The sequence below is a fragment of the Brachybacterium sp. AOP29-B2-41 genome (genome assembly GCF_052378395.1).
GTDB lineage: Bacteria > Actinomycetota > Actinomycetes > Actinomycetales > Dermabacteraceae > Brachybacterium.
The window spans coordinates 215,549-241,012 of sequence record NZ_JBQSXR010000001.1; the positions used below are offsets into that span (position 1 = coordinate 215,549).

A 25,464-nucleotide genomic window follows, 5' to 3' on the forward strand; every position below is an offset into this window, starting at 1 on the left:
TCGAGAGATCATCGCCCGTCGAAGGAGCCGCAGTGCACACCGGACCCCAGTACACCTCCACCCAGCAGCAGGCCGGTGGGAACGGTGGGCGCGGCGCCGCCCTGCTGATCGGCGGGATCGCCTTCGCCGTGGTCTTCCTGCTCATCGTGGGCGCGACCGTGGGCTACCTGGTGCTGCGCCCCGCAGGGGGCGGCGGAGGGTCGACGGTGACCTCCTCGTCCGCGAGCACGTCGGTCGCTCCGGAGACCCCGTCCACCTCGGAGACGCCCTCGCCCACCCCGACCGACGTCGAGGCGGAACGCTGCTGGACCCCGGAGCGGTCCGAGCGGACCTCCACCAACCCCTCCGGCAAGCTGCGCGGAGGCGGGCTGCAGTTCATCCCGCCGACGCTCTACGCCGAGCGCGGCGGCCCGCGGGGCATCGCCTACGCCAATGACCTGCAGGGCGCTCAGGCCCAGGTCACGGAAGACTGGACCTCCACCATGGTGGTCGGCGCGATCGAGTGGCAGCCCGGCATCGAGTACCCCGGGGCCGAGGTCGCCTCACAGACCATCGTGAGCTGCTACTTCTCCTCGGACATCTGGGGCGGCACCAGTGGCCGCTCACTGGATGACGAGATCACCGAACCGGTCACGATCGCCGGACTGCCCGGCTACCGCACGACCGCGACCGTGAACTTCGCCGTCTCGGACATCGACGAGGTGACCGCCACCGAACTGGTGGTGGTGGTGCTCGAGACCGACCAGGGCCCGAGCCTGTTCATGACCGAGACCAACACCGGGACTGCCGAGCACATGGAAGCCGCGGACCAGGCCTACGAGTCGCTCACCGGAATCTCCTGAGTCCAGCTCAGACCACCGAGGACTCAGACCACCGAGGACGCGAGCCGGCAGAGGTTGTCGACCACCTGCATCGCTCGAGGACGCTGTCGCCATTCCTCGAGGGTGAGCTGTCGGCTGCGCGAGCGATAGGTCGCCTCCACCTCACGCATCTTCACCATGAAGTCGGTGCCCCCGACCATCAGCGAGCACTCCATCTGCAGCAGGAACGAGCGCATGTCCATGTTCGAGGAGCCGATCACCGTCACCGAGTCGTCGATGGTGACGTGCTTGGCGTGCAGGATGGTCGGGGCGCGGTAGAGCCAGATCGTGACCCCGGCCTCGAGCAGCATCGAGTAGTACGAGCGCTGGGCATGGAAGACCAGGAACTGGTCCCCGATCTCGGAGACGAACAGCTCGACCTCCACCCCGCGCCGGGCGGCGGTGACGAGCGCCGCGAGCATCGACTCGTCGGGCACGAAGTAGGGCGAGACCGCGACGATCCGGCGGGAGGCGGAGTAGAACAGCTGGTTGAACAGCGCCAGATTGTTCTCCGCGACGAAGCCGGGCCCGCTGGGCACCAGCTGGCACTCGTAGCTGCCCGAGGTGTCCGGGGAGGGACGCACCACCGTCTCCTCCGGCAGCATCTGCTCGGACTCGTAGAACCAGTCGGTGGCGAACAGCAGGTTCAGCTCCGAGACGATCGGGCCGCGGAACCGGACCATCGTCTCCTGCCAGTGGAGCCCGCGGCGGATGTTGGAGCGCTTGTCGTAGTGGGCGGCGATCAGGTTCTGGCTGCCCATCCAGCCGACCTCGCCGTCGACGATCACCATCTTGCGGTGGTTGCGGAGGTCAGGCCGCTGGAAGGCACCGTCCCGGAACGGCTGGATCGGGTTCATCGGGAAGTGCTCGATGCCGTGGGCGTCGAGCATGCGGCGCATCGCCCGATACTGCGACCCGTGGCTGAGCGCACCCCAGTGGTCGTAGAGCACCCGGACCGGGACGCCCGCGTCGGCGCGCTCTCCGAGGGCCGCGAAGAAGTCCTCGGTGATCTCGTCCAGCCCCATGATGTAGAAGAGCACGTGCACGCTCTCGCGTGCGGAGCGCACGTCAGCTGCCATCCGCGCGATCGAGGTGTCGTAGTCGATCTCGAGATCCGCGGAGTTCCGGCCCGTGAGCGGGAAGGCGCCGAGCTCACGGTTCAGCCGCACCGCAGCCTGCAGCCAGCTGGGCACGTCCTCATCGAGCTCGCTGTCGGGGATATTCTGCGCCCGCACCCGCATCAGGCGGTTGACGGCCCGCTGCTTCTCGCGCCTGCGGCGCGGCAGCTGTGCGTTCCCCAGCATCAGGTACAGGGGGAAGCCGATCAGCGGGATCACCATGATCGCGAGCAGCCAGGCGATCGCCGAACCCGGCCGACGGTTGCGGGGCACCACGATCAGGCTCACCAGACGCAGCACGATGTCGAGCGCCCAGTAGACGTACGTGAACACCAGGACCCCGTGGTCGAGCAGCCATTGCCACACGTCGGTCACCCTCAGCTCCTCTGGTCGGAAACGGGAACGGCGGGCCCCAGAGGGACCCGCCGTTCAGGATACGGGGACGCAGTCGCCGCCCGAGGTGATGCTGATCAGTCGTTGCCGCGCAGGATCATCAGGATCCGCAGGATCTCGACGTACAGCCACACCATGGTGACCGTGACGCCGAAGGCGAGGCGCCAGGCGTACTTGCGCGGCACGCCTGCCTCGGCCGCGTGCTGGACGCCCTCGAAGTCCATCACCAGCGAGTACGAGGCCAGCACCACGGCGATGCCGCCGATGGCCAGGCCCAGCATGCCGTCGCGCAGGCTCTGGCCCATCAGCAGCATCGCGCCGATGTTGACCAGGCCGAACAGCATGTAGGCGATCATCGCGACCATGAAGATCTTGTTCAGGCGCGGGGAGGTGCGCAGCACGCCCATCCGGAACAGGACCAGCACGGTGCCGGCGACGGCGAGGGTGCCCACCACGGCCTGCAGCGCGATGCCGGGGTAGAAGTACTCCATGGTGCCGCTGAGGCCGCCGAGGAACAGGCCCTCGAATCCGGCGTAGAGCACCACCAGGATCGGCGAGGGCTGCTTCTTGAAGATGTTGATCAGCGCCGTGATCAGCCCGCCGACCACGCCGATCAGGGTCGCGGCGCCAGCGATCGCCAGGCCCGCCTGGGCTCCGGCCTCGCCAGCCATGAAGGCCAGCGCGTAGGGCAGCATCGCGACCGCGAAGCCGACCACGATGACGATGCCGAGGGTCGCGGTGATGGCGTTCAGCGCATCCCGCATCGTCATCCGGCCGGTGTCGTGACCGGTCGCGGAGGGACGGGCGTACATCGCCTCGAGCTGCTCCGCCCCCGGCTGGGCCGTCGCGCTCTGGCCGTAGCCCTGCTGGGCGAAGCCCGAGGACCACTGGGTGTTCTGGGCGGGTGCGGCCTGTGCCGAGTTGCCGAAGCGCGGGGCGTTGTAGTTCGCACCGTTCTGAACGGCCTGGTCGCGGCCGAACACGATGTTGTGGCGTGCCATGGGGCTCCTCACGTGGGATCAGGTGGGTCGACGACCGACGCCAGGAGTGCGCTTCGTCGGACCGATTCCGCCATGGTACGGCGGAAACCCGAGATCTCGCTGTGTGCATGCTCTGCTCAGAGCGAAGGGCCGCATGCCGGGCCAGGCCCTCAGACCGAGCTGATGACCTCGCGGAAGCGGCGCAGCCGTGTGTCCTCGCTCGAGAAGAACTCCTCGGGTGTGCCGTCCTGCAGGACCTTCCCGTCCTCGAGGAACAGCACCCTGTTCGCGACCTGCTTCGCGAAGGCGAGGGAATGGGTGACGACCACGAGCGTGCGCTGCTCGGCGGCGAGTTCAGCGAGCACCGCGACCACCTCGGCGGCGAGCTCCGGATCCAGCGCGGAGGTCGGTTCGTCGAACAGCAGGAAATCGGGGTCCATGGCAAGGGCCCGGGCGATCGCGACCCGCTGCTGCTGCCCGCCGGAGAGGCGGTCGGGATAGGAGTGGGCCTTGTCGGCGAGCCCCACCTTCTCCAGCAGCTCCCTTCCCCGCTGGTCCGCCGCCTGCCGGGTCTGGCCGCGGTTCTCGCGCGGGGCGAGAGTGACGTTGCCGAGCGCGGTGAGATGAGGGAAGAGATTGAACTGCTGGAACACCATTGTCGAGCGGGAGCGGATCTCCCGCACCCGGGTGGCGGTCAGCCTCCCGCCGACCTCGATCGGCCCCTCCCCCAGGTCGATCGTGCCGCCGTCGGGCTTCTCGAGCAGATTCAGGCAGCGCAGCAGGGTGGATTTGCCGGACCCGGAGGGGCCCAGCAGCACCGAGGTGGTGCCGCGCTCGACGTCCAGGGAGACATCGTCGAGGGCGACCAGCTCACCGAAGGTCTTGCGCAGGCCACGCACCCGCAGCGGATCATCAGCGGACATGGGCGGACACCTTCTTCTCCAACTGGTTCTGGCCGAGGCTGAGCAGGGAGACCAGCGCCAGATAGATCAGCGCGACCTCGGTGTACATGATGAGGGGCTCATAGGTGGCGGCCGCGATCTGCCGACCCACCTGGAAGACATCGATGAGGGTGATCGCGAAGACCAGGCTGGTCCCCTTGACCAGATCGATGAAGTCATTGGCCAGCGGCGGCAGCACGATCCGCATGGCCTGCGGGGCGACCACCTTGCGGAAGGTGGCCGCGCGCGAGAGATTCAGCGACTGAGCGGCCTCGAACTGTCCGCGCGGGATCGAGAGGATCGAGGCGCGGACCGCCTCGGAGGCGTAGGCCCCGGTGTTCAGGGCCAGCGTGATCACCGCCGCTGGGAACGCAGCCAGCTCGATGCCCACGCTGGGCAGGCCGAAGTAGACGATGAACAGCTGCACCACCAGCGGTGTCCCACGGAACACCTGCACATAGATCCAGGCCGCCGCCTTCAGAGGCGCCGGCGCATACAGCCGCGTCAGGGCCACCACCACCGCGATCACCAGCGCGATCGCGAAGGACAGCAGCGACAGCGGGACCGTCATCTCGATCATCGCGGTCAGCAGCCGTGGGAGCGACTCGATCCAGAGCTCGAGGAAGCGGGGCATCGGGTGTCTCAGCCCTCAGGGGTGATGTCCTGGCCCACCCATTCCTCGTAGATGGCGCTCAGGGAGCCATCGGATTTCATCCCGTCCAGGATCTCGTCCACCGCGCCGAGCAGGGCATCCTGGCCCTTCTGCATGATCGCGCCGACCGTGACGTCGGTGGGCAGCTCGGCGTCCAGCAGGCGGAAGGCGGCATCGGGATGCTCCTCCTGGTACGTCTGGAAGGAGATGATGTCGTTGGCGGTCGCGTCGGCCCGCCCCTGGATCACCAGCTCTATGGCTTCGGCGAAGCCCTGCACCGGGACGATCTCGGCACCGAGGGCCTCCATCTGCTGCGCCCAGTTGCTGGTCGCAGTCTGCGCGGAACGCTTGCCCTCGAGCTCCTCGACGGTCTGGACCTCGGAACCCTCCGGCACGGCGATACGGCCGATCGAGCGGGCGTAGGGTTCGGTGAAGGCGTACTTCTCCTCCCGCTCCGGGGTGATGCCGACGTTGTTGACAACCAGGTCGTAGCGGTCCACGTCGAGGCCGGCGATGAGCGAGTCCCACTCGGTCTCGATGTACTCCGGCGTGACCCCCAGCCCTTCGGCGATCGCGTCGGCGATCTCCTTCTCGAAGCCGACCAGCTCACCGGTCTCGTCATGGAAGGCGTAGGGGCGGTAGGTGCCCTCGAGACCGATCCGGATGGTCCCGTTCTCCTGGACGCGGGCCAGGATGTCCTCGTCCCCTCCGCCGGAGCCGCCCTCGGAGCTGCAGGCGGCCAGGACAGCGGCGATGGAGCCCCCGCCGAGCGCGAGAGCGAGGCGGCGAGTGGGGCGAGGGGCGATGCTCATGGTGGGGTCCTCTGTGGTGTCCGGAAGGGTGGGGACGCGGTGTGCCGCAGGCTCAGCGTGCGGCGACGGCCAGTGCCTGGTCAAGGTCGTCGAGCAGGTCATGGATGTCCTCGATGCCGACGCTCAGGCGCAGCATCTCGGGCGTGATCCCGGCATTCGTCCGGGCCTGGTCGGTCATCGCCTCGTGGGTCATGGTGGCGGGGCGGCATATCAGGGACTCGACCCCGCCGAGGCTCACCGCGAAGGCGGGATAGCGCAGCGCTTCGAGGAAGGCGATGCGGTCCAGGCCCTCCGCGAGCTCGAACGAGAGCACCGCGCCGACGCCGCTCGCCTGGGAGGCATGGATCCGAGCCTCCTCCTCGCTGTGCGAGCCGGGGAACCAGACCCGGGCCACGTCTTCGCGGGAGCTCAGGTGGGCCACGATCGCCTCGGCGTTGGCCTGCTGACGCTCGAGCCGCAGGGGCAGGGTCTTGATCGACTGGATCAGCCGGAAGGAGTCCTGCGGGGCGAGCACCCCGCCCTGTGCCTTCTGGGCGAGGGCGACGGCCTGGGCGAGCTGGTCGTCGTTCGTGGTGATCGTGCCCGCGAGCAGGTCGGAGTGGCCGGCGAGGTACTTGGTGGCGGACTGCACGACCACATCGGCGCCGAGCTCGAGCGGCTTCTGCAGCACCGGGGTCATGAAGGTGTTGTCCACGATCACCAGGGCGCCGTGGCGGTGCGCGAGCTCGGAGATCCGGCGCAGATCGGTGATCCGGAGGGTCGGATTGGCCGGGGTCTCGATGAAGACGGCTCGGGTGGTGGGGGTGAAGTCCTCGTCGGTGAGCGCTGCGAGGTCATCGACGAAGCGTCCGGTGACCCCACGGCCGGGGAGCACCAGATCCACGAAGCGATAGGTGCCGCCGTAGACGCTCGCCGGCAGCAGGACCTCATCGCCGACGACCAGGGTCGACAGCGCGGCCGCGGTGGCGGCCATCCCGGAGGCGAAGGCGAAGCCGTGCTCCGCTCCTTCGAGCGCGGCCAGCACGGTCTCGAGCTGCGCCCGGGTCGGGTTCGCACCGCGCTGATAGGCGAACTCGCCCTCCTCGGTCGCCCGGTCGAGCTCGAACGTCGAGGAGAGGTGCACCGGCGGGACCACGGCCCCGTGCTCGAAATCCCTCAGGGTATGCACGGCGGTGGTCTGGATGTGCACTGCGGCTCCTCGCTCCTCGATTCGGCGGCTCCCAGTCACAGTAGGTCAGCATCACGCCAGTCAGGAGAGTTGCGTGAACGGATGTGACGCATAAGCCGGCTGGCCCATAACCCAAAGGGGCGCTAATGCAGCAGCGCGGTGGGGCCCGGCCGTCGAGACCCGTCCGGTCCGGGACTTCGGCTTCCGCTCAGGAGCCGACGCTCACCGGGATCGCGTCCGTGACCGCGGGCACAGGCTCGACACGCTCCGGGGAGATGGCCGGGATCGACCCGGTGTAGGTGCTCTCGTGCTCGCGCAGCACCGCAAGGGTGTGCCGTGCTCGCAGGCGGAGCCCCAGCAGGGTCCCGGCGACCAGTGCGAAGCCCAGGCTCGCGAGGACGATCGCGACGAGCATCGGGGCGCGATAGCCGAAGCCCGCGGCGATCACCGCTCCGCCGAGGACCGCGCCGAGCGCGTTGGCGACGTTGAACGCGGCCTGATTCAGGGAAGCGCCGAGCACCTCGGAGCGGTGCGCCACGCGGATCAGCCAGGTCTGCAGCGCCGGGCTCAGGGCGGAGCTCGCGACGTTGACGGCGAAGAAGCCCAGCAGCAGCCCGACCAGGGAGTCCTGCGAGCCGAGGAAGAGCCCCACCAGGGCGGCGATGTACAGCGGGAAACCGATCAGCAGGGTGCCGTTCAGCGAACGATCCGTCGCGGCGCCGCCGGCGATGTTGCCGAGGGTCATCCCCAGGCCCGCTGCGGCGAGCACCCATGGCACCAGCGCGACAGAGGCGCCGGAGACCTGGGTGGCGATGTCGGCGACGTAGCTGAAGACGGCGAAGCCGCCCGCGAAACCGACCGCTGCGATGGCCATGACGATCCACAGCTGCAGACGGCGCAGCGCGACGATCTCGTCGACCATCCGCCGCCCCGCGACCGGCGCCTGGTGCGGGACCGCCCAGCGCAGGGCGAGCACGGTGAGCACGAAGATCACGGCGATCACCAGGTAGACGACGCGCCACCCGGCGACCTGGCCGAGCGCGGTCATCAGGGGCACGCCGACGAGGTTGGCGACGGTCAGGCCCGAGAGCGCGACGGCCACACCCTTGCCCTGGCTGCCCGGCCCCATCAGCGAGGCGGCCAGCAGCGAGGCCACCCCGAAGTAGGCGCCGTGCGGGAGGCCGGCGAGGAAGCGGGCGACCACGGTGAGCTCGAAGGTCGGCATCAGCGCGGAGAGCACGGTGCCCGCGACGAGGGCGACGGCCAGGGCGGTGATCATGGTGGTGCGGCTCCAGCGCACGGAGAGCAGTGCCAGCACCGGCGCGCCGACGACCACGCCGAGCGCGTAGGAGGTGATCAGGAGCCCGGCCCGGGCGATGCCCGCATCGGGATCGTCCGCCATCTGTGCGGGCAGCAGGCCGTCGGCGATGCCGGGCAGCAGGCCCATCGTCGCGAACTCGGAGGCGCCGATGCCCACGCCGCCGAGGGCAAGAGCGAACAGGGCCAGGGCACGGCGCCGTGGGGTGATCTCGTGCGGGGCGGGAGTGGTCGCGGGATCGGGCGCCGGGGTGGGCCGAAGATCGGTGGAGAGGGTCATGGGAGTTCCTCGACTATCGGACGAGCAGATGCAGAAGGGCGTCATCGACCGAACGGACACAATAAGCCAACGCTGTTGCGTTAGGTCAAGGGGGTGGCTCGGCGGATCCTCGTCACACGGCCGCCATGCGAGGATGGGCATCGTGAGGACGACCGGACCGCTGGACCGCGTGGCAGGCGCACATGACGCCGCCGTGCTCGCCGTCGCCCGTCGCGGCGAACCCGTGGCCCGCACCGGTCTCGCCGACGCCCTGCAGGTCACGCCGCAGGCGATCTCCAAGATCCTGGCCCGCCTGATGGACCGCGGGCTGATGGCGGAGAGCGGATCCGTCTCCTCCGGCCCTGGCAAGCCCACCACGCTGTACCGGATCGTCCCCGAATCGCGGCGTGCGATCGGACTGCATCTGACGCGCTCACGGATGCACGGGGTGGTGGCGGACCTCACCGGACAGATCCTGGAGCGGCGGGAGGCCGTGATCGACGCGGAGCGGCCCGTCTCGGAGTTGATCGCCAGCCTCGCCGGGCAGGCGCGGGAGCTCGCGCGGCACGGGCCCGGCGAGCTGCTGGGCGTCGGCGTCGGGATGCCGGGGCCGGTGGACCCGGTCGAAGGCGTCTACCGCGGCTCCTCCTCCCCCACCGATGCCTGGCGGGGGGCGGGGATCCGCGATCTCCTGCTCGCCGAGCTCTCGGTCCCGGTGCTCCTGGACCACGATTCCCGCGCCGCGCTGGTGGGCGAGAGCTGGTCGCAGCCCGGCCTGCTCGACAATGCGGTGCTGGTGCTCGCCGAGGAGGGGCTCGGGGCGAGCCTGCGCCTGGACGGGGTGATGGTGCGTGGAGCCCACTCCCGCGCCGGGGAGGCCGGCCACATGGTGGTGCGGATGGGCGGGGAGCAGTGCCCCTGCGGGCGGCGCGGCTGCGCCGAGGCTGAGTACCTCGCCGCACTGTCCCGTGGGGAGCAGCAGCGCGCCGCGGATGTGCTCGCGACGGTGGTGCTGAACCTGGTGCGCCTGGTGGACGTGGACCGGGTGGTGCTCGGCGGTCGCTCTGTCTATGCGCACCATCAGGTGACGATGGACGCGATCCGGCGTGCCCTGGAGGACGGGCTGCGCGCCGGGGCGCGCGTGCATGTCGAGGTGCTGCTCTCCACCCGCGGGGTGGACCTCATCGCGGCCGGCGCCGCCTGTGAGGTGCTAGAGCACGAGTACGGGCTGCCCGCGCCGCTGGTCGGGCCCGACCTGTCCTGAGCCCTCAGCCGTCGATCGTGGCGTGCTCCCGCCGGGAGAGCTCGATCCCGGCCTGCTCGAGCTGGGCGAGCCGGCGCCGGGAGCGCAGGCGCAGCAGCGCGAGGGTCGCCAGCAGCATCAGGAAGCCCGTCGAGGCGAGGAGCGTGCCCACGAGCGTCGGGGCGGCGAGACCGAAGCCGGCCGCGATCACCGCACCGCCCAGCAGCGCCCCGACCGCGTTGGACACGTTGAACGCCCCGTGGTGCAGGGCGGCGCCCAGCATCTCCGAGCGGCCCGCGATCCGCATCAGCCAGGTCTGCATGGCCGGGCTGAGGGCGGAGTGCGCGAAGTTCACCAGGGTGAAGGTGAGAGTCAGTCCCACCGGATCGGTGACCGTCACGATCATCACTGCCATGCCCGCGATGTAGAGCGGGAAGCCGAGCAGCAGGGTGCCGTTCAAGGAGCGATCCGCGGCGATCCCGCCCAGGACGTTGCCGACCGTCGCACCGAGGCCCGCCGCGGCGAGCAGCCACGGGATGTATCCCGCGCCGAGCCCGGCGACCTGCTGGCCGATATCCGCGATGTAGCTGTACACGGCGAAGGAGCCGGCGAAGCCGACGGCGGCGATCAGCATCACGACCCAGAGCTGGAGGCGGCGGAAAGCCCTCAGCTCATCGACGATCCGGCGGCCCCGGGGGACGCCCTGAGCCGGGACGGTCAGGCGCAGCAGCACCGCGGTCACCACGAACACCGCGGCGATCACCAGGAACGACACGCGCCAGCCCTGCGCCTGGCCGAGGGCGGTCAGCAGCGGCACCCCGGCGAGGTTCGCGACCGTCAGCCCGGACAGGGCCAGGGCCGCGCCCTTGCCCTGGCTGCCCGGCCCCATCAGGGAGCTGGCCAGCAGCGCCGCGACCCCCAGGTAGGCGCCATGGGGCAGGCCGGCCAGGAAGCGGGCGGCGAGGGTCAGCCCGAAGCTCGGCATCAGGGCGGACAGCGCGGTGCTCACGACCAGCGCGACCGCGAGGATCAGGATGATGCGGGTGCGGCTCATGCGCACGGCGAGCAGGGACAGCGCCGGGGCGCCGATCACGACCCCGATCGCGTAGGCGCTGATCAACCAGCCGGCCCGGGCGATGCCCTGGTCCGGCTGGGTGGCCATCAGGTCGGGCAGCAGAGACTGGGCGATCTGGGGCAGCAGGCCCATGCTCACGAACTCGGAGGAGCCGATCCCGAATCCGCCCAGGGCGAGGGCGAACAGGGCGAACACCCGGCGGGCCCGGGACACGGGCGGGCGGGCAGGGATCTGGCCTTGGATCATGGCGGTCATGGGCACCTCCCGGGCAGCGGAGAGACGGGGCGACGAGCAGAGGAACACGGAGGACAGAACGGGGAGCGAGCGGGGGCGGCGCCGGAGCGGGCTCCGGCAGTGCGCGACGGAGTCCGGGCGCAGAAAAGGTGCCGCTGCGGCTCTGCGTCCGCGCTCGGCACCTTCGGGGACCAGGCTATGCGGGGGCGGAGTGCGGACGCCAGGGAGTCCCGCGGTCGGGCCTCGAGAATCAGGTCACACGTGGGCCCGGGCGCGCCCGGGATGCACAGTCATGCGATGCACAGTCACGCGATGCACAGTCACGCCCGAATGGGGCAGGCCGCTCAGGCGGGACGGGCCCCGAAGATGGCCGAGCCGACGCGGACGATCGTGGCACCCTCCTCGACGGCGATCTCCAGATCGCCGCTCATGCCCATCGACAGCTGCTCGAGCTCGGGGGCGCCCAGCTCCTCGCGGGCCCAGTCGCGCAGCTCGCGCAGCATCCGCAGGGAGGCGCGCACTGCGGCGTCATCGCTGGTGTTCGCGCCGATGGTCATGAGGCCGACGGGCCTCAGGGAGCTGCTCGCCCGCAGTCGCTCCACGATCGGTGCGATGGCATCCACGGTGGGCGCGAAGCCGCCCTTGGACTCCTCGCCGGAGGTGTTGACCTGCACCAGCACCTCGCGGGTCAGGCCGGCCGTCTCGGCGCGGCGCTCGAGCGCGTCGGCGATGCCCTCGCGGTCCACGCTGTGGATCAGCTCGGCGAAGCCCACGACGTCGCGGGCCTTGTTGGTCTGCAGACGGCCGATGAAGTGACGCGGCACCGCGTTGTCCACGAGCAGCGGATCGGCGTGCTTGGCGATCTCCTGCGCCCGGTTCTCCCCCACCGCGGCCCGTCGGCCCCGCTCGCGCAGCAGCTCCACCGCGACGGCGATCTCCACCGGGGTGCGCGTCTTGGTGGCCAGCAGTACGGTGATCTCACGGCTGTCGCGGCCCACCCGCTGTGCCGCTGCCTCCAGGCGGGAGAGCACCTCGTCGAGACGGGGTGCCATCCGCTCACGGTGGTCGAGGGCCAGGGAGGAGTCATCGGCAGGAACGGTCATGCTCCCATTGTGGCCGACATCGACGCAGCTCTGCGGCGAGCGCCCCGGCACCTGCGTCACAGTACCCCGGGAAGCAGCGAACAGCACGCTCCTCAGCTGCTTATCGCCGTGGTGCCCCCAGCGGGACTCGAACCCGCACTGTGCCGATTTTAAGTCGGCCGCCTCTGCCGATTGGGCTATGGGGGCGAGCAGCGGAGCCCCCAGTGCCGAGGCTCCTCACAGCGGGCAAGCCTATGCTGGAATGCATCATGACCGCTGCGATCCGGTCCCTCGCGGACTCCCTGCGCCGGTTCGGCGACGAACGCCTCGAGGCCCTGCTCGTCGCCCGACCGGATCTCACCTCGCCCCTTCCCCGCGGGATCGGCCCGCTCGCCGCTCGGGCCGCAGGCGCCACCTCCGCGCGGCGCGCCCTGGAGGCGCTGACCCTGCCGGAGCTGCATCTGGTCGAGGCCCTCGCCGTGCTCGACGACGGTGCGTCCCCCGCCCGGCTGGCTGCGGCGGTCTCCGCGGACCCGCCCACGATCGCTCCCGCCCTGGAACGTCTGATCACCCTCGCCGTGGTCTGGGGCGAAGATGAGCTGCACCTGATCCGCCCCCTCCGGGAGGGGATGCGCACCCCTGCGGGTCTCGCCGCCGCGACTCCCCAGGACCCCAGCGCGCAGGAGGCGCAGCAGCGGGTGGAACGGGCCCGCAGCACGCATCCCGAGGTGCTGGAGACGCTCGCCTGGGGGCCCAGCGCGGTCACCGGTGGCGGCCGGCTCGCCGCAGAGCTGCTCGCCGCAGGCATCGTGGTGGCCGACGGAAAGTCACTGCACATCCCTCGCTCTGTCCAGCTCGCCCTGCGGGATGGCCGGCTGCGCCGCACCCATCTCGCGCAGCGTCCAGCCCCGGACGGCCCCGAGCTCACCGAACGGATCCCCGGCTCGCGCACCGCCCAGGCCGTCGAGCGCGCCTTCGAGGCTCTCCGCCTGCTGGGCACGGTGCGCGGCTTCGACGAGGACCCGCCGGGGGTCCTGCGCCGCGGAGGCCTCCCCCAACGGGACCTGCGCCGCCTGGCAGAGCGTGCCGGAGCACCGCTGCTGACCTACGCGACGGTCCTGCAGTCCGCCTGGCAGGCCGGGCTGATCGGCCACGACGGTCAGGAATGGCACCCCACTCAGGACTGGGATACGCACCGCCTGCTCGCCGCGGAGCAGCGCTGGGCGGAGCTGACGCTGGCCTGGGCGCGCGGACACCATCTCGCGGCGGTGGTGGGGACCCCGGACTCTTCCGGCACCGGCCGCTCCCTGCTGTCCGACCTCACCCGGCGCGACGGAGTGCGCACCCGCCGCGGCAGCCTGCTGCGGCTGCTGCGCACCTCCCCCGGCGTGGACGCGAGCGAGGAGTCCCTGGCCGCAGCCCTGGCGTGGGCGTTCCCGCTGGTCCCCGCCGAGGTGATCCAGGAGGAGACCGGCGCGCTGCTGGTCGAGGGACAGGCGCTGGGCCTGCTCGACGGCGGGGCGCTCACCGTGCTCGGCCACGAACTGGTCCTCGCTCTGGACGAGGAGATCACCAGCGCGGACGCCCGACTCGCCACCGTCCTCGCAGCGGAAGCCCCGACCCCGGTCGCCGAGGTGCTGCTGGATGCTGACCTGACCGCCGTCATCCCCGGCCGGCCCGCCGAGCGGCTGCTGCCGCTGCTGGACTGGACCGAAGTGGTCTCCCGCGGGGGTGCGTTGACGCTGCGCTTCACCACCGCCGCCGTGCGTCGGGCGCTCGGGGACGGCCGCGATGCGGAGGCGCTGCTGATCCTGCTGGAGGAGGTCTGCCGCACACCCGTTCCCCAGGCGCTGACCTACCTGCTGCGCGATGAGCAGCGTCGCCACGGCCGGGTGCAGGTCTCCCGAGCCACCACCGTGCTCACCGCGGACGTCGAGGTGCTCGACCTGCTGCAGGTCGCACCCGAGGCCGCCGTTCTGGACCTGCACCGGCTGGCCCCCACCGTCGCCGTCACCCTCTCCGAGCCCGGGTTCGCCCTGCAGATGGCCCGCCAGGCCGGGCTCTCCCCTCAGGCCGTCGGAGCGGACGGCCGCCCGGTCCCCGAGGAGCTGACCCATTCCCTGCGCGGAGGTCCGGTCGAGCCGGACCTGGTGACCATCGACGGCCCCGAGCTGCGGGTGCCCACCCTCGAGGCAGTGGCCCGGCTCCGCGCCGCGGAGGAGGGTGCAAGCGATCTCTCGGTCACCGATCGCCTGCTGGATGCGATCTCGCGCAATGACGAGATCCCGCTCGGCATCGTCGACGGGCGCGGCGGGGTGGTCGTGAAGCACGCCCAGCCGCTCTCCCTCGAAGGGGGTCGCCTGCGTGCCCGGGAGGTCGGCCGAGATGAGGAGTTCACGGTGCTCGTGCACCGCGTGACCCTGAGCTGAGTGGAACCGGGCGCCAGATGCCAGGAGCCAGGGCCCTGGTACGAGGGATCCGAAGGATTATGGGGAGTCCTCCCCATGGCGGACCCTCCCCCGGTTCGCGATAGTATTCCCGTCGCCAGGACCGGACGTATGAGAACACCCGACCTGGGGCCCGGCTCGTCACCGCCGGGGAATGATCATCAGGAAGAAGGGGATTCCCATGACCACACCCAACTCGGGTTACGACATCGAGGCCATCAAGAAGAAGGCCCTGATCTGGACCATCGTCGGCTTCATCTGCGGCGGCGTCATCTCCGGCGTGCTCGGCCTGCTCGGCTACCTCAAGGCCGATACCGAGCCGGAGACCGCACAGAAGTTCACGAAGTGGGCCATGATCCTCACGATCATCGTCATCGTTCTCTACGTGGTCGTCGGCATCCTCTACGCCGTCCTCGTCGGCGCGGCGATCTCGAGCGGCTCGATGTGATCTCGCACAGCGTTTGACGAAGGCCCCGGACCTGCTGGTCCGGGGCCTTCGTCGTACTCGGGGGCGGGGCACCGTCACCGGCACCCCGCCCCGTCGACCAGTCCTGCATCTGACCGACTGAGCTCCTACCGCTCACAAGCTCGCAGTACGTCGATCAGTCCTGCGTCAGATCGACTGAGCTCCTACCGCTCGCAAGCTCGCAGTACGTCGATCAGTCCTGCGTCAGATCGACTGAGCTCCTACCGCTCGCAAGCTCGCAGTACGTCGATCAGTCCTGCGCGATCAGTCCTGCTTCGTCTCGCGGCGATCCTCGGACCACTCCACGTGGAAGGTGCCCTCGGCGTCGACGCGCTGGTAGGTGTGCGCACCGAAGTAGTCGCGCTGGGCCTGGACCAGGGCGGCGGGGAGGCGCTCGGCGCGCACCGCGTCGTAGTACGACAGGGTCGAGGAGAACACCGGCACCGGGTAGCCGGTCGAGGCCGCGAAGGCCACGATGCGGCGCCAAGCCGGGATGCACTTGGCGATCTCGGTGGTGAAGTACTCGTCCGCCAGCAGCAGCGGGAGCTTCGCGTCGCGCTCGTACGCCTCGGTGATGCGATTGAGGAAGCGGGCGCGGATGATGCAGCCACCGCGCCAGATCCGGGCCATCGCACCCAGGTCGATGTCCCAGCCGAACTCCTCGGCACCGGCGGCGATCTCGTCGAAGCCCTGCGAGTAGGAGACCAGCTTCGCGGCGTAGAGCGCCTTCTGCAGGTCATCGATGAACTGGGCGGGGTCGGCGATCTCGAGGGTCTGCGCCTCGGCGGGCAGCACCTTGCGGCCGGCCTCACGCTGCGGCGTGGAGCCGGAGACGGAGCGGGCGAACGTCGCTTCGGCGATGCCGGTGACCGGGACGCCGAGGTCCAGGGCCGTCTGCACGGTCCAGGCGCCGGTGCCCTTCTGGGCCGCGCGGTCGAGGATGACATCCACGAACGGCTTGCCGGAGGAGGCGTCGGTGTGGTGGAGCACCTCGGCGGTGATCTCGATGAGGAACGACTCCAGGTCGCCCTTGTTCCACTCGGCGAAGACGTCACCGATCTCGGAGGCGCTCTTGCCGAGGGCCTTGGACATGAGGTCGTAGGCCTCGGAGATGACCTGCATGTCGGCATACTCGATGCCGTTGTGGACCATCTTCACGAAGTGGCCCGCACCGTCGGCGCCGACGTGGGTGCAGCACGGCGCGCCATCGACATGCGCGGAGATCTTCTCGAACATGGGGCCGAGGCGGTCGTAGGACTCCTTGGTGCCACCGGGCATGATCGAGGGGCCGTTCAGCGCGCCCTCCTCGCCACCGGAGACGCCGGTGCCCACGAAGTGCAGGCCCTTCTCGCGCAGCGCGGCTTCGCGGCGGCGGGTATCGCCGAACAGGGCGTTGCCGGCGTCGACGATGATGTCGCCCGGCTCCATGAGCGAGGCGAGCTCGTCGATCACGGCGTCGGTGGGCTTGCCGGCCTTGACCATGATGAGCGCGACGCGCGGCTTCTGCAGGGAGGCGACGAAGTCCGCCATGGACTCCGAGGGGTAGAACTCGCCGTCGCCGCTGTGATCGGTCATGACCTTCTCGGTCTTGGCGACGCTGCGGTTGTGGAGCGCCACCTTGAAGCCGTTGCGGGCGAAGTTGCGCGCCAGGTTGGAGCCCATCACCGCCATTCCGGTGACGCCGATGTCTGCCACATCGGCGGGGGACGGAGCGAAGCTAGCCATGGGTTCTCCTCATGTCGGGTGCTGTCGAGCCGGGCGGAACCTCGCGGCCGACGAGACGTCGACAGGTCGGGCGTCCCGGTCCATCAGCTCCCATCTTAGGGAAGTTGCGCCGGAGGTGCTCAGCAGTGCCAGGGCTTGCCGTGACCGGAGAGCTCGGAGGGAAGCGCCTTTCGGGGCCCTCAGGCCCCGACAGCAGCGCTCTCGGGGATCACGCTCCGGCATTGTCGGGCCTTGAGCACAGCCTGCGCACCCGTACCGTGGTCCCCGCCCTGCACCGCCCTCACCGGCCCCGAGAGAGAGCACTCCCCATGACCGTCCCGTCGCCGTACTCCGCACCACCCTCCCGCAGCCCCCACAGCTACGGCGCCCCCGGGATCGACAGCTCCGCCACGGTGCCGCCGGCAGCAGCTGGAGGCGCCGGGAGGCGTCCGGGTGCGGGTCCAGCGCCCGGGACGGATCTCGCCGCGGACCTCGGGGCGGCCCTGCGCTTCGCCGGCACGGCGCTGCTGCGCAATCCGGTGTCCTACCTGGTCGTGGGGTTCATCTACTGCGCGATCTACACCGTGATCATCGTCGGCGGGATGATCGGTGCCACCGCCGCGATGTTCTCGCGTACCGACCAGTGGACCTCGGACTACGTCCCCGTCGTCGAGCTGGTCCTGTTCTACGCGATCATGCTGGGCGCGATGGTGCTCCTGATCCCGTTCAGCCTGATGTGGCAGTCGGCGTCCGGTCGCGCCGCGGAGATCGTCCTCCAGGGCGGTCGGCCCACCATCGGACAGGCGCTCGTGGGGCCCTGGCGCATCGTCCTGACCTCCCTGCTGTACGGCCTGATCGTGGCGGTGGGGATGCTCCTGTTCTACATTCCCGGGCTGATCGCCGCGGTGCTGTTCATGTTCGCGATCCCGGCGTCGGCCCGCGGTGCCGCCCCGGTGGCCGCGCTCAAGGAGAGCTATGCCCTGGTGCGCGCGAACCTCGGCACCGCGATCGTCGCGTACCTGGTGCTCTCGGTGATCCTCTCGATCGGAGCCACGATTGTGGTGGGCATCCTGGTGATGACCCCGTTCATCGTGCTCTTCGAGCTCGGGATGTACGAGCGGCTGCGAGGCCATGAGCTGCCGGAGCCGGCCCGCGCCGGAGCCCAGGCCTGCCCCTGAGCTCGGACTCAGACATTCCGAGCTTCGAGCCCCGAGCCCTGATCGGCCCGTACGGTGGGAGAGCGGCCTGCCGGCCTCACCTCGCTCCCCTCGAAAGGCAGCACTCCGTGCCCTCCCCCTCCCAGCCCGCGGATCAGTCCTCTCACGAACATGGGTCTTCCGACCCCTCCTTCTCCTCACAGCCCTCCCCACAGCCGAACGCGCCGGTGATCGCTGGTGGGCCGGTGGCCGTCGGCATCCGCTGGGCCTGGAACGCCTTCACCCGCAATCTCGGCGCCTTCCTGGTGCCGGCCCTGGTCTATGCCGTGATCCTCATCGTCGTGATCATCGCCTTCGTGATCCTCAGCGTCATGCTCTCGATCGCGCTGCAACGCAGCGGTGGAACGCCGGGATACGCCACTGAGGCACCGGCGTTCAGCGTCGGCAGCGTGCTCATCTCGCTCGTCGTGGCGCTCGTGAGCGCGCTGTGGGTCTCGGGCATCCTCCACGCCGGCACCGCAGTCCTCGCCGGCCGCCGCCCGACGATCAAGGAGGGCTTCGTCGGCACGGGGACCACCATCGCCGTGGCCTTCGTGGTCGCGCTCCTCAGCGCGGTGCTGGGACAGCTCGCGCAGGGCGTGAGCTTCGTGTTCTACGTCCCGGCGATCGTCGTCTCCGTTCTGCTCTACTTCGCCACCGTCGAGGCGGCCCGGGGAGCAGGGTTCGGCGAGGCGATCTCCGCCAGCGTGCGCCTCGTGACGAAGAACGTCGGAACAGTCGTCGTCACCATGCTGCTCGCGTTCGCGATCTGCCTGACCATGATCATCCCGATCCTCGCGGTGGCCGTGATCCCGGTCATGCAGCTGCTGGTGCTCGGCGTGCACCAGCGGGTCACGGGCAACGCGCTCGTCGAGCCCGCTTCTGTCTGAGACCCCGGCGCAGCTCGAGTTCCGGCGTAGCCTCTTGTGATGACCGACGGCCCCCTCATCGTCCAGAGCGACAAGTCCCTCCTGCTCGAGGTCGACCATCCGCAGGCGCAGACCGCCCGCATCGCGATCGCCGCCTTCGCGGAGCTCGAGCGCGCCCCGGAGCATGTGCACACCTACCGGATCACGGATCTGGGACTGTGGAACGCGCGCGCCGCAGGCTATGACGCCGAATCGGTGGTCGCCGCGCTCGTGGACCACTCCCGCTACCCGGTCCCGCACTCGCTGCTGATCGACGTGGCGGACACGATGGACCGCTACGGCAGGCTCCAGCTCCGCTCGGATCCCGTCCACGGACTGGTGCTGCACGCACTGGATCGGGCGGTGCTCGAAGAGGTCTCACGGACCACGCGGATCCAGGGGATGCTCGGCGCCCGTCTCGATGAGACCACGATGGTGGTCCACCCTTCGGAGCGGGGCGCCCTCAAGCAGGCGCTGCTGAAGCTCGGCTGGCCGGCCGAGGATCATGCCGGCTATGTCGACGGCGAGGCCCACCCGATCTCCCTGCGGGAGGAGGACTGGCAGCTGCGCCCCTACCAGGAGGAGGCGGTGGACGGCTTTCGCCATGGCGGCAGCGGTGTGGTGGTGCTGCCCTGCGGCGCCGGAAAGACCCTCGTCGGCGCCGGGGCGATGGCCTCGATGCAGCGCACCACGCTGATCCTGGTGACTTCGACGGTCTCGGCCCGTCAGTGGAAGGACGAGCTGCTGCGCCGCACCACGCTGACCGAGGACGAGATCGGTGAGTACTCGGGGGCCGCCAAGGAGGTGCGCCCGGTGACGATCGCGACCTACCAGGTGCTGACCCTGAAGCGGAAGGGGATCCACCCGCATCTGGAGCTGATGAGCGCCCGTGACTGGGGTCTGATCATCTACGACGAGGTGCACCTGCTGCCGGCGCCTGTCTTCCGGATGACGGCGGACCTGCAGGCCAGGCGCCGGCTGGGGCTCACCGCGACGCTGGTGCGCGAGGACGGCCGGGAGGGTGAGGTGTTCTCCCTGATCGGCCCCAAGCGCTATGACGCCCCCTGGAAGGACATCGAGTCCCAGGGCTATATCGCCCCGGCGGACTGCACCGAGGTGCGGGTGACGATGCCGGCCTCGGACAGGATGGCCTACGCCATGGCCGAAGCCGCGGACCGCCCCCGACTGAGCGCCGCCCATGGCGCGAAGATCGACGTGGTGCAGAAGATCGCCTCCCGTCACCCGGGCGAGCCGATGCTCGTGATCGGGCAGTTCATCGACCAGCTCGAGGAGATCGCCGAACGCCTGGACGCCGACCTCATCACCGGCCAGACCCCGGTCAAGCGCCGCCAGGAACTGTTCGACGCCTTCCGCACCGGTCAGATCGACCGTTTGGTCGTCTCGAAGGTCGCGAACTTCTCGATCGACCTGCCGGAGGCCTCCGTCGCGGTGCAGGTCTCCGGCGCCTTCGGCTCCCGCCAGGAGGAGGCGCAGCGACTGGGCCGCCTCCTCCGCCCGAAGGCGGACGGCCGCACCGCGCACTTCTACACCGTGGTCATGCGCGACACCCAGGATCAGGACTATGCCGCCCACCGTCAACGGTTCCTCGCCGAGCAGGGCTATGCGTACACGATCATGGACGCCGACGACCTCGAGGCTGCTGCGGAGGCGGACTGAGCCGTCCGGGACCCACCGGCGCTGACCGGCGGGCAGGCCGCTAGCTGGATAGAGTGGGGACGCATCCCAACCGCCGGCGCTCCGTCGGCCCTCCCCCCAGGAGATCGACAATGACCTCATCCGACGATTCCCTCCGTCCCACCGGTCACGACGGCGCACCCCGTCCCGTCTCCCCGACCTCCGGCCCGACCGACAGCACCGCGGGTGAGACCGTCGCGGGCACCGAACGCTCGACCACCGGGCGTCGCGCCGCTGAGCGGCCCGTCTCCCAGGAACCCGCCCCCGAGCTCGAACCCGTCGGCAGCGGCGGGAAGACCGCCGGCATGTGGATCGGGCTGATCCTCGGCGCGATCATCCTGGTGCTGCTGCTGATCTTCGTGATCCAGAACAACGTCACCGCCGGCTTCCGGTACTTCGGCGCAGAGTTCGATCTGCCCCTCGGAGTGGCGATGCTGCTCGCGGCGATCGCCGGCGCGCTGGTGATGGCGCTGGTCGGCTCGGTGCGGATGGTCCAGATGAGCTGGACGATCCGGAGGCTGCGCAAGCAGCAGGACAAGATCCACCGCGCCACCCGCTGAGCCCGTTCAGCTGACATCCAGCCGATTCCCAAGGTCGAGGAGGACGGTGGTCCCATGACGACGAGCGAAGAACAGGACTACGAAGCACGCCTGCTCGTGGTCGACGACGAACCCAACATCCGCGACCTGCTCGCGACCTCACTCCGTTTCGCCGGCTTCGAGGTGTTCACCGCCTCGACCGGCAATGAGGCGATCCGCGAGGCCACCGAGCATCAGCCCGACCTGGTGGTGCTCGACGTGATGCTGCCGGACATGGACGGTTTCACCGTCACCCGGCGCTTGCGCGACCGTGGTGAGCAGTACCCGATCCTCTTCCTCACTGCGAAGGACGAGACCCAGGACAAGGTCACCGGCCTCACCGTCGGCGGCGACGACTACGTCACCAAGCCCTTCAGCCTCGAAGAGGTCGTGGCCCGCATCCGTGCGGTGCTGCGCCGCACCCACGGCGGCTCCGAGCCCACCGTGGACAGCTCGCTGGTGGTCGCGGATCTGCGCCTGGACGAGGACTCCCACGAGGTCCACCGCGGGGACGTGAACATCGAGCTGTCCCCCACCGAGTTCAAGCTGCTGCGCTACCTGATGCTCAACGCCGGCCGGGTGGTCTCCAAGACCCAGATCCTCGACCACGTCTGGGACTACGACTGGTCCGGCGAGGTGGGGATCGTGGAGTCCTACATCTCCTACCTGCGCCGCAAAGTCGACGTCATCGGCGACCCGATGATCCACACCAAGCGCGGCATCGGCTACGTCCTGCGAGCCCCCGAAGGCTCCTGAGGCGTGGCGCTGCCGACCCTGCGCGCCGAACGGCCCGTGTCCCTGTGGACCCGGATCGTCGCCCTCATCTCGGCGCTGCTGGTGCTCGGCACGGTCGTCACCGGGAGCCTCTCCCTGTTCCTGCTGAACCGCACTTTGATCCAGTCCGTCGACAGCAACCTGCAGGCAGGCATGGGCGAGATGCTCGCCTTGGCCCAGCAGGAGCTGGAGGGGGACGACGACGCGATCCGCAACAGCACCTACACCCCGGTCGAATATGCGATCGAGATCCGGGACCGGGACGGGAGGCGCATCGACGGAGCCGTGGTCTACTACGGCCCCGGTGACATCGTCATCCCGTTCCCGACGCTGAGCGAGGAGCAGATCCTGCAGCAGGGCGGCCGCCCCTTCACGGTGCTGGACTCCGCGGAGAACCGGTGGCGGGTGGTGGCGATGCTGAACTCCGGACCCGACGGAGGCAGCGTGTACGTGGCGCTGCCGCTGACCGGTGTGGACCGCACCATGCATGAGATGGCACTGGTCATCGTGCTGGTGGGGACGATGGTGGTGCTGGTGGGCATGGGCCTCGGCGGGTATGTGACCCATCGGGCGCTCGAACCGCTGCGCGACGTCGAGGCGACCGCCTCCCAGATCGCCGGCGGTGACCTCTCCCGCCGGGTTCCGGTCACCCGCACCAGCCTCGAGGTCCATGATCTGGCCTTCTCCCTGAACGAGATGCTGGTGCGGATCGAGCAGGCGTTCGCCGCGCAGTCGACCTCCGAGGAGCGGGCCACCGCCTCCGAGGCGAAGATGCGTCGCTTCGTAGGCGATGCTTCCCATGAGCTGCGCACCCCGCTCGCAGCCATCCGCGGCTTCGGCGAGCTGTACCGGATGGGTGCCCTCCCCAAGGACGAGGACGTCGCCTCGGCGATGCGCCGCATTGAGGATGAGGCGAAGCGGATGGGCTCGCTGGTGGAGAATCTGCTGCGTCTGGCCCGGCTCGACGAGAAGCCGGAGCTCGCCCTGGATCCGGTGGACTTCACCGATGCCCTGTTCGATGCGGCCCAGGACCTGCGCGCGCTGGATCCCGGTCGGCAGGTGATGGTGACCTCGCTGTCGGGAACGCCGCTGTCCGTGCAGCCGCATCTGTCCATCGGCGTGCTCGGCGACGAGGCCTCCCTGCGACAGGTGATCCTGAACCTGGTGGGCAATGCGAACCGGCACACCCCCAAGGGTTCCCCGGTCGAGATCGCCGTCGGCTACCTCTCCCCGCAGCGGGTGCGGATCGAGATCCGGGACCACGGCGAGGGCATCGACGATGATCAGCGCGAGAAGGTGTTCGAGCGCTTCTACCGCACGGATGCCTCGCGGATGCGCTCGGCGACGCAGGGCGGCGGGGCGGGGCTCGGGCTCGCGATCGCGGCCTCGATCGTCCAGCAGCACGGCGGCACCATCGGGGTGTCCGAGACCGAGGGTGGCGGCGCCACCTTCTGGCTCGAGGTGCAGGGCACCGAGATCTCGCCGGAGGCCCGGGTGCGCCCGGATCAGCTGCGGGCGCTGAACGCGGAGAGCCCCGGCGAGGCCCCGGAGCAGGACGAGCCCTGAGCATCGAGAGGCCCTGAACGCCGAGGGGCACGGGGACGCGGGTTCCTCACCGAGGAGCCCGGGACGATGAGGTGCCAGAGCGGTGCGGTGCCAGAGCGGTGAGCGGCTGGGTCAGCGCCCGTCCTCGAGCACCTGGCCGATGAAAGCGGCCTCCCCACGAGCCCGCGCGAGCCGGTCCAGCAGCTCCAGAAGCTCCATCGCCTCACGGCGAGCGTGGTCGTCATGGGCTTCGATGCGCGGTGCGGCCGACGGGTCCTCCCTGGTCATCCGGAACGCGCCACGGGCGGCTTCACGCGCTGGCGGCAGCGGGTCCACGTGCCCGAGCTGGCCCACGATGAGGTCCCGCGGGACTCGCTCCAGGCCCAGAGCGGCGGCGTGCGCGGCGCTGCGCCGGGCGCGGGCTGCAGGACGGTCCAGGAGCTTCACCCGCAACCCGGACGAGATGAGGATCCGGGTCAGCTCCCTATCGCCCACGAACTGCACCCCGACCTCCCGCAGCGCCCCCTCTGCGGAGGTGGGCCAGTCGTAGTGGTCCAGGTCGAAGGAGCGGGGAGGCAGGCCCGCCCGGGCGGCGATCTCGTGCAGCTCCTCGAGCGAGGCGTCCGAGATCAGATGGCCCCACAGCAGTCCGTGGCGCGGCCAGCGCGGGGTGTCGGCGAAGACGGTCATGAGCGTGCTCCCTTCCAAGGATCCGGTGCAGTCTCGACTCGTCGGTGCTCGACACGTCGGGGTTCGCCCTGTCGGGTCGCGACCTGTCGGGTCGCACCCTGTCGAGTCGCGATCTGTCGGGCCGGGGCGGCGGAACCGGCCAGGAGGCGCAGCAGCCTTTCGAGCGGGCCGCGGTGGCCGTGGCTGCGCAGCAGAGCGGCCAGCAGGATCATCGCCAGCCAGGTCAGCAGCACGATCACCGCCGCACCGGCGGTACCGAGCCGCGCTCCGAGATCCAGGGCATAGGGCGGGAACAGGGCCAGGAACACGATCGACTGCCCGATATAGGCGCTCAGGGAGGCGGCACCGAGTGCCTCGATGCCACGGATCGACGAGCCCAGCAGCCGCTCGGCCCGCCCCACCCCCTGCTCGCCGCGGTGTCGCACGTGCTCGACCAGCAGCGCCGCGGCGGCGGCCAGACCGAGGGCTCCCACGATCCCCGAGTACTGGTGCACGACGCCCAGGATGCCCAGCAGCAGCTCGCTGTCCAGGTGCGCGTGACCGGGATCCAGCACCAGCGCGAGGGTCAGCGGGATCGCGCCGAGCACCCCGACCAGCAGCCCCCACCGCATCAGAGGGATCAGCAGGTCACGATTCGCGAGTACTTCCTCGAGCAGCCGCAGCCGGGCTGCAATCGCACCGAGCGCCATCGGGGTGAGCAGCCCGAGGTCCAGGAGCGGGGTGAGCGCGGTGCTGCGCAGCGCCGCCTCGGCCCGCAGCGCGAGGCCGGTGAGGTAATCGGGGGCGGAGGCCGCGGCGTATCCGCTGCCGCCGCTCAGCCCGATGGTCCCATCGGTCCAGCCCCACACGCCGAGCGCCGGCAGGGCGATCACGGCGACCAGCGGCATCACCATGCGGTGACGGGTGATCAGCAATGTGCAGAACATGCCGATGATCGCGTAGCCGACCAGGATGTCACCGCTGAACAGCAGGACCGCATGGGCGAGGCCGATCAGGAGCAGCACCAGATGGCGACGGAGCATGCGCAGCACGAAGCGCCCCGCACTCTCGCCGCGCTCCTGGGAGCGGCGGTGGAGGATCCCGATGCCGTAGCCGAAGAGCATCGCGAACAGCGGGAATCCGCGGTTGTCGGCGAACAGTGCGACGAGCACGTCCGCAGCACGATCCAGCGCGGTGGCGTCGAGCTGTTTCAGCAGCACCGTCCACTGCGAGCCGTGCAGCCACCCCACCGTGTTGGCCAGCGCGATGCCGAGCAGCGCGAGGCCGCGGGCGAGATCGGGCCCGCCGGCGCGGCGTGCAAGGGGGACGGAGGTCATCACCGCGCTCG

Annotated in this window: 22 protein-coding genes and 1 tRNA gene; 10 read left to right on the forward strand and 13 right to left on the reverse strand. The window is 70.1% G+C overall.

The window, feature by feature from the left end; translation table 11 throughout:
• The first annotated feature begins 32 nt into the window (after window positions 1–32).
• Window positions 33–842 (forward strand): hypothetical protein, encoded by an 810-nt coding sequence (locus ACT3T9_RS01030; protein ID WP_441443412.1) that lies wholly within the window; start codon window positions 33–35, stop codon window positions 840–842.
• A gap of 23 nt (window positions 843–865) precedes the next feature.
• Here ACT3T9_RS01030 and cls read toward each other — a convergent pair whose 3' ends face one another.
• From cls to ACT3T9_RS01065, 7 genes are all read right to left on the reverse strand, one after another.
• Complete coding sequence (gene cls, locus ACT3T9_RS01035) at window positions 866–2,353, reverse strand: cardiolipin synthase (RefSeq protein WP_441443413.1); 1,488 nt, start codon at window positions 2,351–2,353, stop codon at window positions 866–868.
• Window positions 2,354–2,448: 95 nt separating this feature from the next.
• Window positions 2,449–3,372, reverse strand: coding sequence for a Bax inhibitor-1/YccA family protein (locus tag ACT3T9_RS01040; RefSeq protein WP_441443414.1), 924 nt, complete (start codon window positions 3,370–3,372; stop codon window positions 2,449–2,451).
• A 149-nt stretch (window positions 3,373–3,521) separates the two neighbouring features.
• The gene (locus ACT3T9_RS01045; RefSeq protein ID WP_441443415.1) at window positions 3,522–4,274 is read right to left on the reverse strand and encodes an amino acid ABC transporter ATP-binding protein; all 753 of its coding nucleotides are present in this window, start codon (window positions 4,272–4,274) and stop codon (window positions 3,522–3,524) included.
• A complete protein-coding gene (locus ACT3T9_RS01050) occupies window positions 4,264–4,926 on the reverse strand; it encodes an amino acid ABC transporter permease (protein WP_441443416.1) in 663 nt (220 codons plus the stop codon). Before ACT3T9_RS01050 ends, ACT3T9_RS01045 begins: the two co-directional genes overlap by 11 nt.
• A gap of 8 nt (window positions 4,927–4,934) precedes the next feature.
• Window positions 4,935–5,756 carry a transporter substrate-binding domain-containing protein gene (locus ACT3T9_RS01055; RefSeq protein ID WP_441443417.1) on the reverse strand — a complete coding sequence of 274 codons (822 nt, stop codon included), beginning with the start codon at window positions 5,754–5,756 and terminating at the stop codon, window positions 4,935–4,937.
• 52 nt (window positions 5,757–5,808) lie between these two features.
• Window positions 5,809–6,945, reverse strand: a complete 1,137-nt coding sequence (locus ACT3T9_RS01060) for a trans-sulfuration enzyme family protein (RefSeq protein ID WP_441443418.1) — start codon at window positions 6,943–6,945, stop codon at window positions 5,809–5,811.
• A 187-nt stretch (window positions 6,946–7,132) separates the two neighbouring features.
• On the reverse strand, window positions 7,133–8,521 hold the full coding sequence (locus tag ACT3T9_RS01065; protein WP_441443419.1) for an MFS transporter: 1,389 nt from the start codon (window positions 8,519–8,521) through the stop codon (window positions 7,133–7,135).
• A gap of 133 nt (window positions 8,522–8,654) precedes the next feature.
• Between ACT3T9_RS01065 and ACT3T9_RS01070 the strand changes: the two genes are divergently transcribed.
• Window positions 8,655–9,764 (forward strand): ROK family protein, encoded by a 1,110-nt coding sequence (locus ACT3T9_RS01070; protein ID WP_441443420.1) that lies wholly within the window; start codon window positions 8,655–8,657, stop codon window positions 9,762–9,764.
• 4 nt (window positions 9,765–9,768) lie between these two features.
• Here the strand turns inward: ACT3T9_RS01070 and ACT3T9_RS01075 are convergent, their stop codons facing one another.
• The 3 genes from ACT3T9_RS01075 to ACT3T9_RS01085 all read right to left on the reverse strand — a co-directional run bounded on the left by ACT3T9_RS01075 (window position 9,769) and on the right by ACT3T9_RS01085 (window position 12,341).
• Entirely contained in the window at window positions 9,769–11,073 is a 1,305-nt protein-coding gene (locus ACT3T9_RS01075) for an MFS transporter (protein WP_441443421.1), read from the reverse strand.
• 323 nt (window positions 11,074–11,396) lie between these two features.
• Window positions 11,397–12,155 carry a YggS family pyridoxal phosphate-dependent enzyme gene (locus tag ACT3T9_RS01080; RefSeq protein WP_441443422.1) on the reverse strand — a complete coding sequence of 253 codons (759 nt, stop codon included), beginning with the start codon at window positions 12,153–12,155 and terminating at the stop codon, window positions 11,397–11,399.
• 109 nt (window positions 12,156–12,264) lie between these two features.
• Window positions 12,265–12,341 (reverse strand) — tRNA-Leu (locus tag ACT3T9_RS01085).
• 62 nt (window positions 12,342–12,403) lie between these two features.
• On the opposite strand from ACT3T9_RS01085, the gene ACT3T9_RS01090 reads away from it, so the two are divergent.
• Both ACT3T9_RS01090 and ACT3T9_RS01095 read left to right on the forward strand, forming a co-directional pair.
• Complete coding sequence (locus ACT3T9_RS01090) at window positions 12,404–14,563, forward strand: helicase-associated domain-containing protein (protein ID WP_441443423.1); 2,160 nt, start codon at window positions 12,404–12,406, stop codon at window positions 14,561–14,563.
• Between the two features lie 199 nt (window positions 14,564–14,762).
• Window positions 14,763–15,029, forward strand: coding sequence for a hypothetical protein (locus tag ACT3T9_RS01095; protein ID WP_441443424.1), 267 nt, complete (start codon window positions 14,763–14,765; stop codon window positions 15,027–15,029).
• A 282-nt stretch (window positions 15,030–15,311) separates the two neighbouring features.
• Here ACT3T9_RS01095 and gndA read toward each other — a convergent pair whose 3' ends face one another.
• Window positions 15,312–16,772 carry an NADP-dependent phosphogluconate dehydrogenase gene (gndA, locus tag ACT3T9_RS01100; RefSeq protein WP_441443425.1) on the reverse strand — a complete coding sequence of 487 codons (1,461 nt, stop codon included), beginning with the start codon at window positions 16,770–16,772 and terminating at the stop codon, window positions 15,312–15,314.
• Between the two features lie 308 nt (window positions 16,773–17,080).
• Between gndA and ACT3T9_RS01105 the strand changes: the two genes are divergently transcribed.
• The 6 genes from ACT3T9_RS01105 (at window position 17,081) to ACT3T9_RS01130 (ending at window position 23,468) form a co-directional block, all read left to right on the forward strand.
• Window positions 17,081–17,929, forward strand: a complete 849-nt coding sequence (locus ACT3T9_RS01105; protein ID WP_441443426.1) for a hypothetical protein — start codon at window positions 17,081–17,083, stop codon at window positions 17,927–17,929.
• Window positions 17,930–18,153: 224 nt separating this feature from the next.
• Window positions 18,154–18,837 (forward strand): hypothetical protein, encoded by a 684-nt coding sequence (locus tag ACT3T9_RS01110; RefSeq protein WP_441443427.1) that lies wholly within the window; start codon window positions 18,154–18,156, stop codon window positions 18,835–18,837.
• A gap of 39 nt (window positions 18,838–18,876) precedes the next feature.
• Window positions 18,877–20,532, forward strand: a complete 1,656-nt coding sequence (locus tag ACT3T9_RS01115) for a DNA repair helicase XPB (RefSeq protein WP_442331982.1) — start codon at window positions 18,877–18,879, stop codon at window positions 20,530–20,532.
• Between the two features lie 110 nt (window positions 20,533–20,642).
• Window positions 20,643–21,110 carry a LapA family protein gene (locus ACT3T9_RS01120; protein ID WP_444605778.1) on the forward strand — a complete coding sequence of 156 codons (468 nt, stop codon included), beginning with the start codon at window positions 20,643–20,645 and terminating at the stop codon, window positions 21,108–21,110.
• A 54-nt stretch (window positions 21,111–21,164) separates the two neighbouring features.
• On the forward strand, window positions 21,165–21,884 hold the full coding sequence (locus tag ACT3T9_RS01125) for a response regulator transcription factor (RefSeq protein ID WP_441443430.1): 720 nt from the start codon (window positions 21,165–21,167) through the stop codon (window positions 21,882–21,884).
• 3 nt (window positions 21,885–21,887) lie between these two features.
• Window positions 21,888–23,468 carry an ATP-binding protein gene (locus tag ACT3T9_RS01130; protein ID WP_441443431.1) on the forward strand — a complete coding sequence of 527 codons (1,581 nt, stop codon included), beginning with the start codon at window positions 21,888–21,890 and terminating at the stop codon, window positions 23,466–23,468.
• Between the two features lie 111 nt (window positions 23,469–23,579).
• On the opposite strand, the gene ACT3T9_RS01135 is transcribed toward ACT3T9_RS01130, so the two are convergent.
• Both ACT3T9_RS01135 and ACT3T9_RS01140 read right to left on the reverse strand, forming a co-directional pair.
• Window positions 23,580–24,137, reverse strand: coding sequence for a DUF4031 domain-containing protein (locus ACT3T9_RS01135; RefSeq protein WP_441443432.1), 558 nt, complete (start codon window positions 24,135–24,137; stop codon window positions 23,580–23,582).
• Window positions 24,134–25,453 (reverse strand): DUF418 domain-containing protein, encoded by a 1,320-nt coding sequence (locus ACT3T9_RS01140; RefSeq protein WP_441443433.1) that lies wholly within the window; start codon window positions 25,451–25,453, stop codon window positions 24,134–24,136. Before ACT3T9_RS01140 ends, ACT3T9_RS01135 begins: the two co-directional genes overlap by 4 nt.
• Between the last annotated feature and the right edge of the window lie 11 nt (window positions 25,454–25,464).

Bases quoted from the DNA above. Each gene is read 5' to 3' on its own strand.
- ACT3T9_RS01115 (WP_442331982.1), top strand. From the start codon at position 18,877: ATGACCGACGGCCCCCTCATCGTCCAGAGCGACAAGTCCCTCCTGCTC.
- ACT3T9_RS01040 (WP_441443414.1), bottom strand. From the start codon at position 3,372: ATGGCACGCCACAACATCGTGTTCGGCCGCGACCAGGCCGTTCAGAAC.
- ACT3T9_RS01045 (WP_441443415.1), bottom strand. From the start codon at position 4,274: ATGTCCGCTGATGATCCGCTGCGGGTGCGTGGCCTGCGCAAGACCTTC.
- ACT3T9_RS01055 (WP_441443417.1), bottom strand. From the start codon at position 5,756: ATGAGCATCGCCCCTCGCCCCACTCGCCGCCTCGCTCTCGCGCTCGGC.
- ACT3T9_RS01075 (WP_441443421.1), bottom strand. From the start codon at position 11,073: ATGACCGCCATGATCCAAGGCCAGATCCCTGCCCGCCCGCCCGTGTCC.
- ACT3T9_RS01070 (WP_441443420.1), top strand. From the start codon at position 8,655: ATGGGCATCGTGAGGACGACCGGACCGCTGGACCGCGTGGCAGGCGCA.
- ACT3T9_RS01065 (WP_441443419.1), bottom strand. From the start codon at position 8,521: ATGACCCTCTCCACCGATCTTCGGCCCACCCCGGCGCCCGATCCCGCG.
- ACT3T9_RS01125 (WP_441443430.1), top strand. From the start codon at position 21,165: ATGACGACGAGCGAAGAACAGGACTACGAAGCACGCCTGCTCGTGGTC.
- ACT3T9_RS01080 (WP_441443422.1), bottom strand. From the start codon at position 12,155: ATGACCGTTCCTGCCGATGACTCCTCCCTGGCCCTCGACCACCGTGAG.
- ACT3T9_RS01105 (WP_441443426.1), top strand. From the start codon at position 17,081: ATGACCGTCCCGTCGCCGTACTCCGCACCACCCTCCCGCAGCCCCCAC.
- ACT3T9_RS01120 (WP_444605778.1), top strand. From the start codon at position 20,643: ATGACCTCATCCGACGATTCCCTCCGTCCCACCGGTCACGACGGCGCA.
- ACT3T9_RS01090 (WP_441443423.1), top strand. From the start codon at position 12,404: ATGACCGCTGCGATCCGGTCCCTCGCGGACTCCCTGCGCCGGTTCGGC.
- ACT3T9_RS01135 (WP_441443432.1), bottom strand. From the start codon at position 24,137: ATGACCGTCTTCGCCGACACCCCGCGCTGGCCGCGCCACGGACTGCTG.
- ACT3T9_RS01095 (WP_441443424.1), top strand. From the start codon at position 14,763: ATGACCACACCCAACTCGGGTTACGACATCGAGGCCATCAAGAAGAAG.
- gndA (WP_441443425.1), bottom strand. From the start codon at position 16,772: ATGGCTAGCTTCGCTCCGTCCCCCGCCGATGTGGCAGACATCGGCGTC.
- ACT3T9_RS01140 (WP_441443433.1), bottom strand. From the start codon at position 25,453: ATGACCTCCGTCCCCCTTGCACGCCGCGCCGGCGGGCCCGATCTCGCC.
- ACT3T9_RS01050 (WP_441443416.1), bottom strand. From the start codon at position 4,926: ATGCCCCGCTTCCTCGAGCTCTGGATCGAGTCGCTCCCACGGCTGCTG.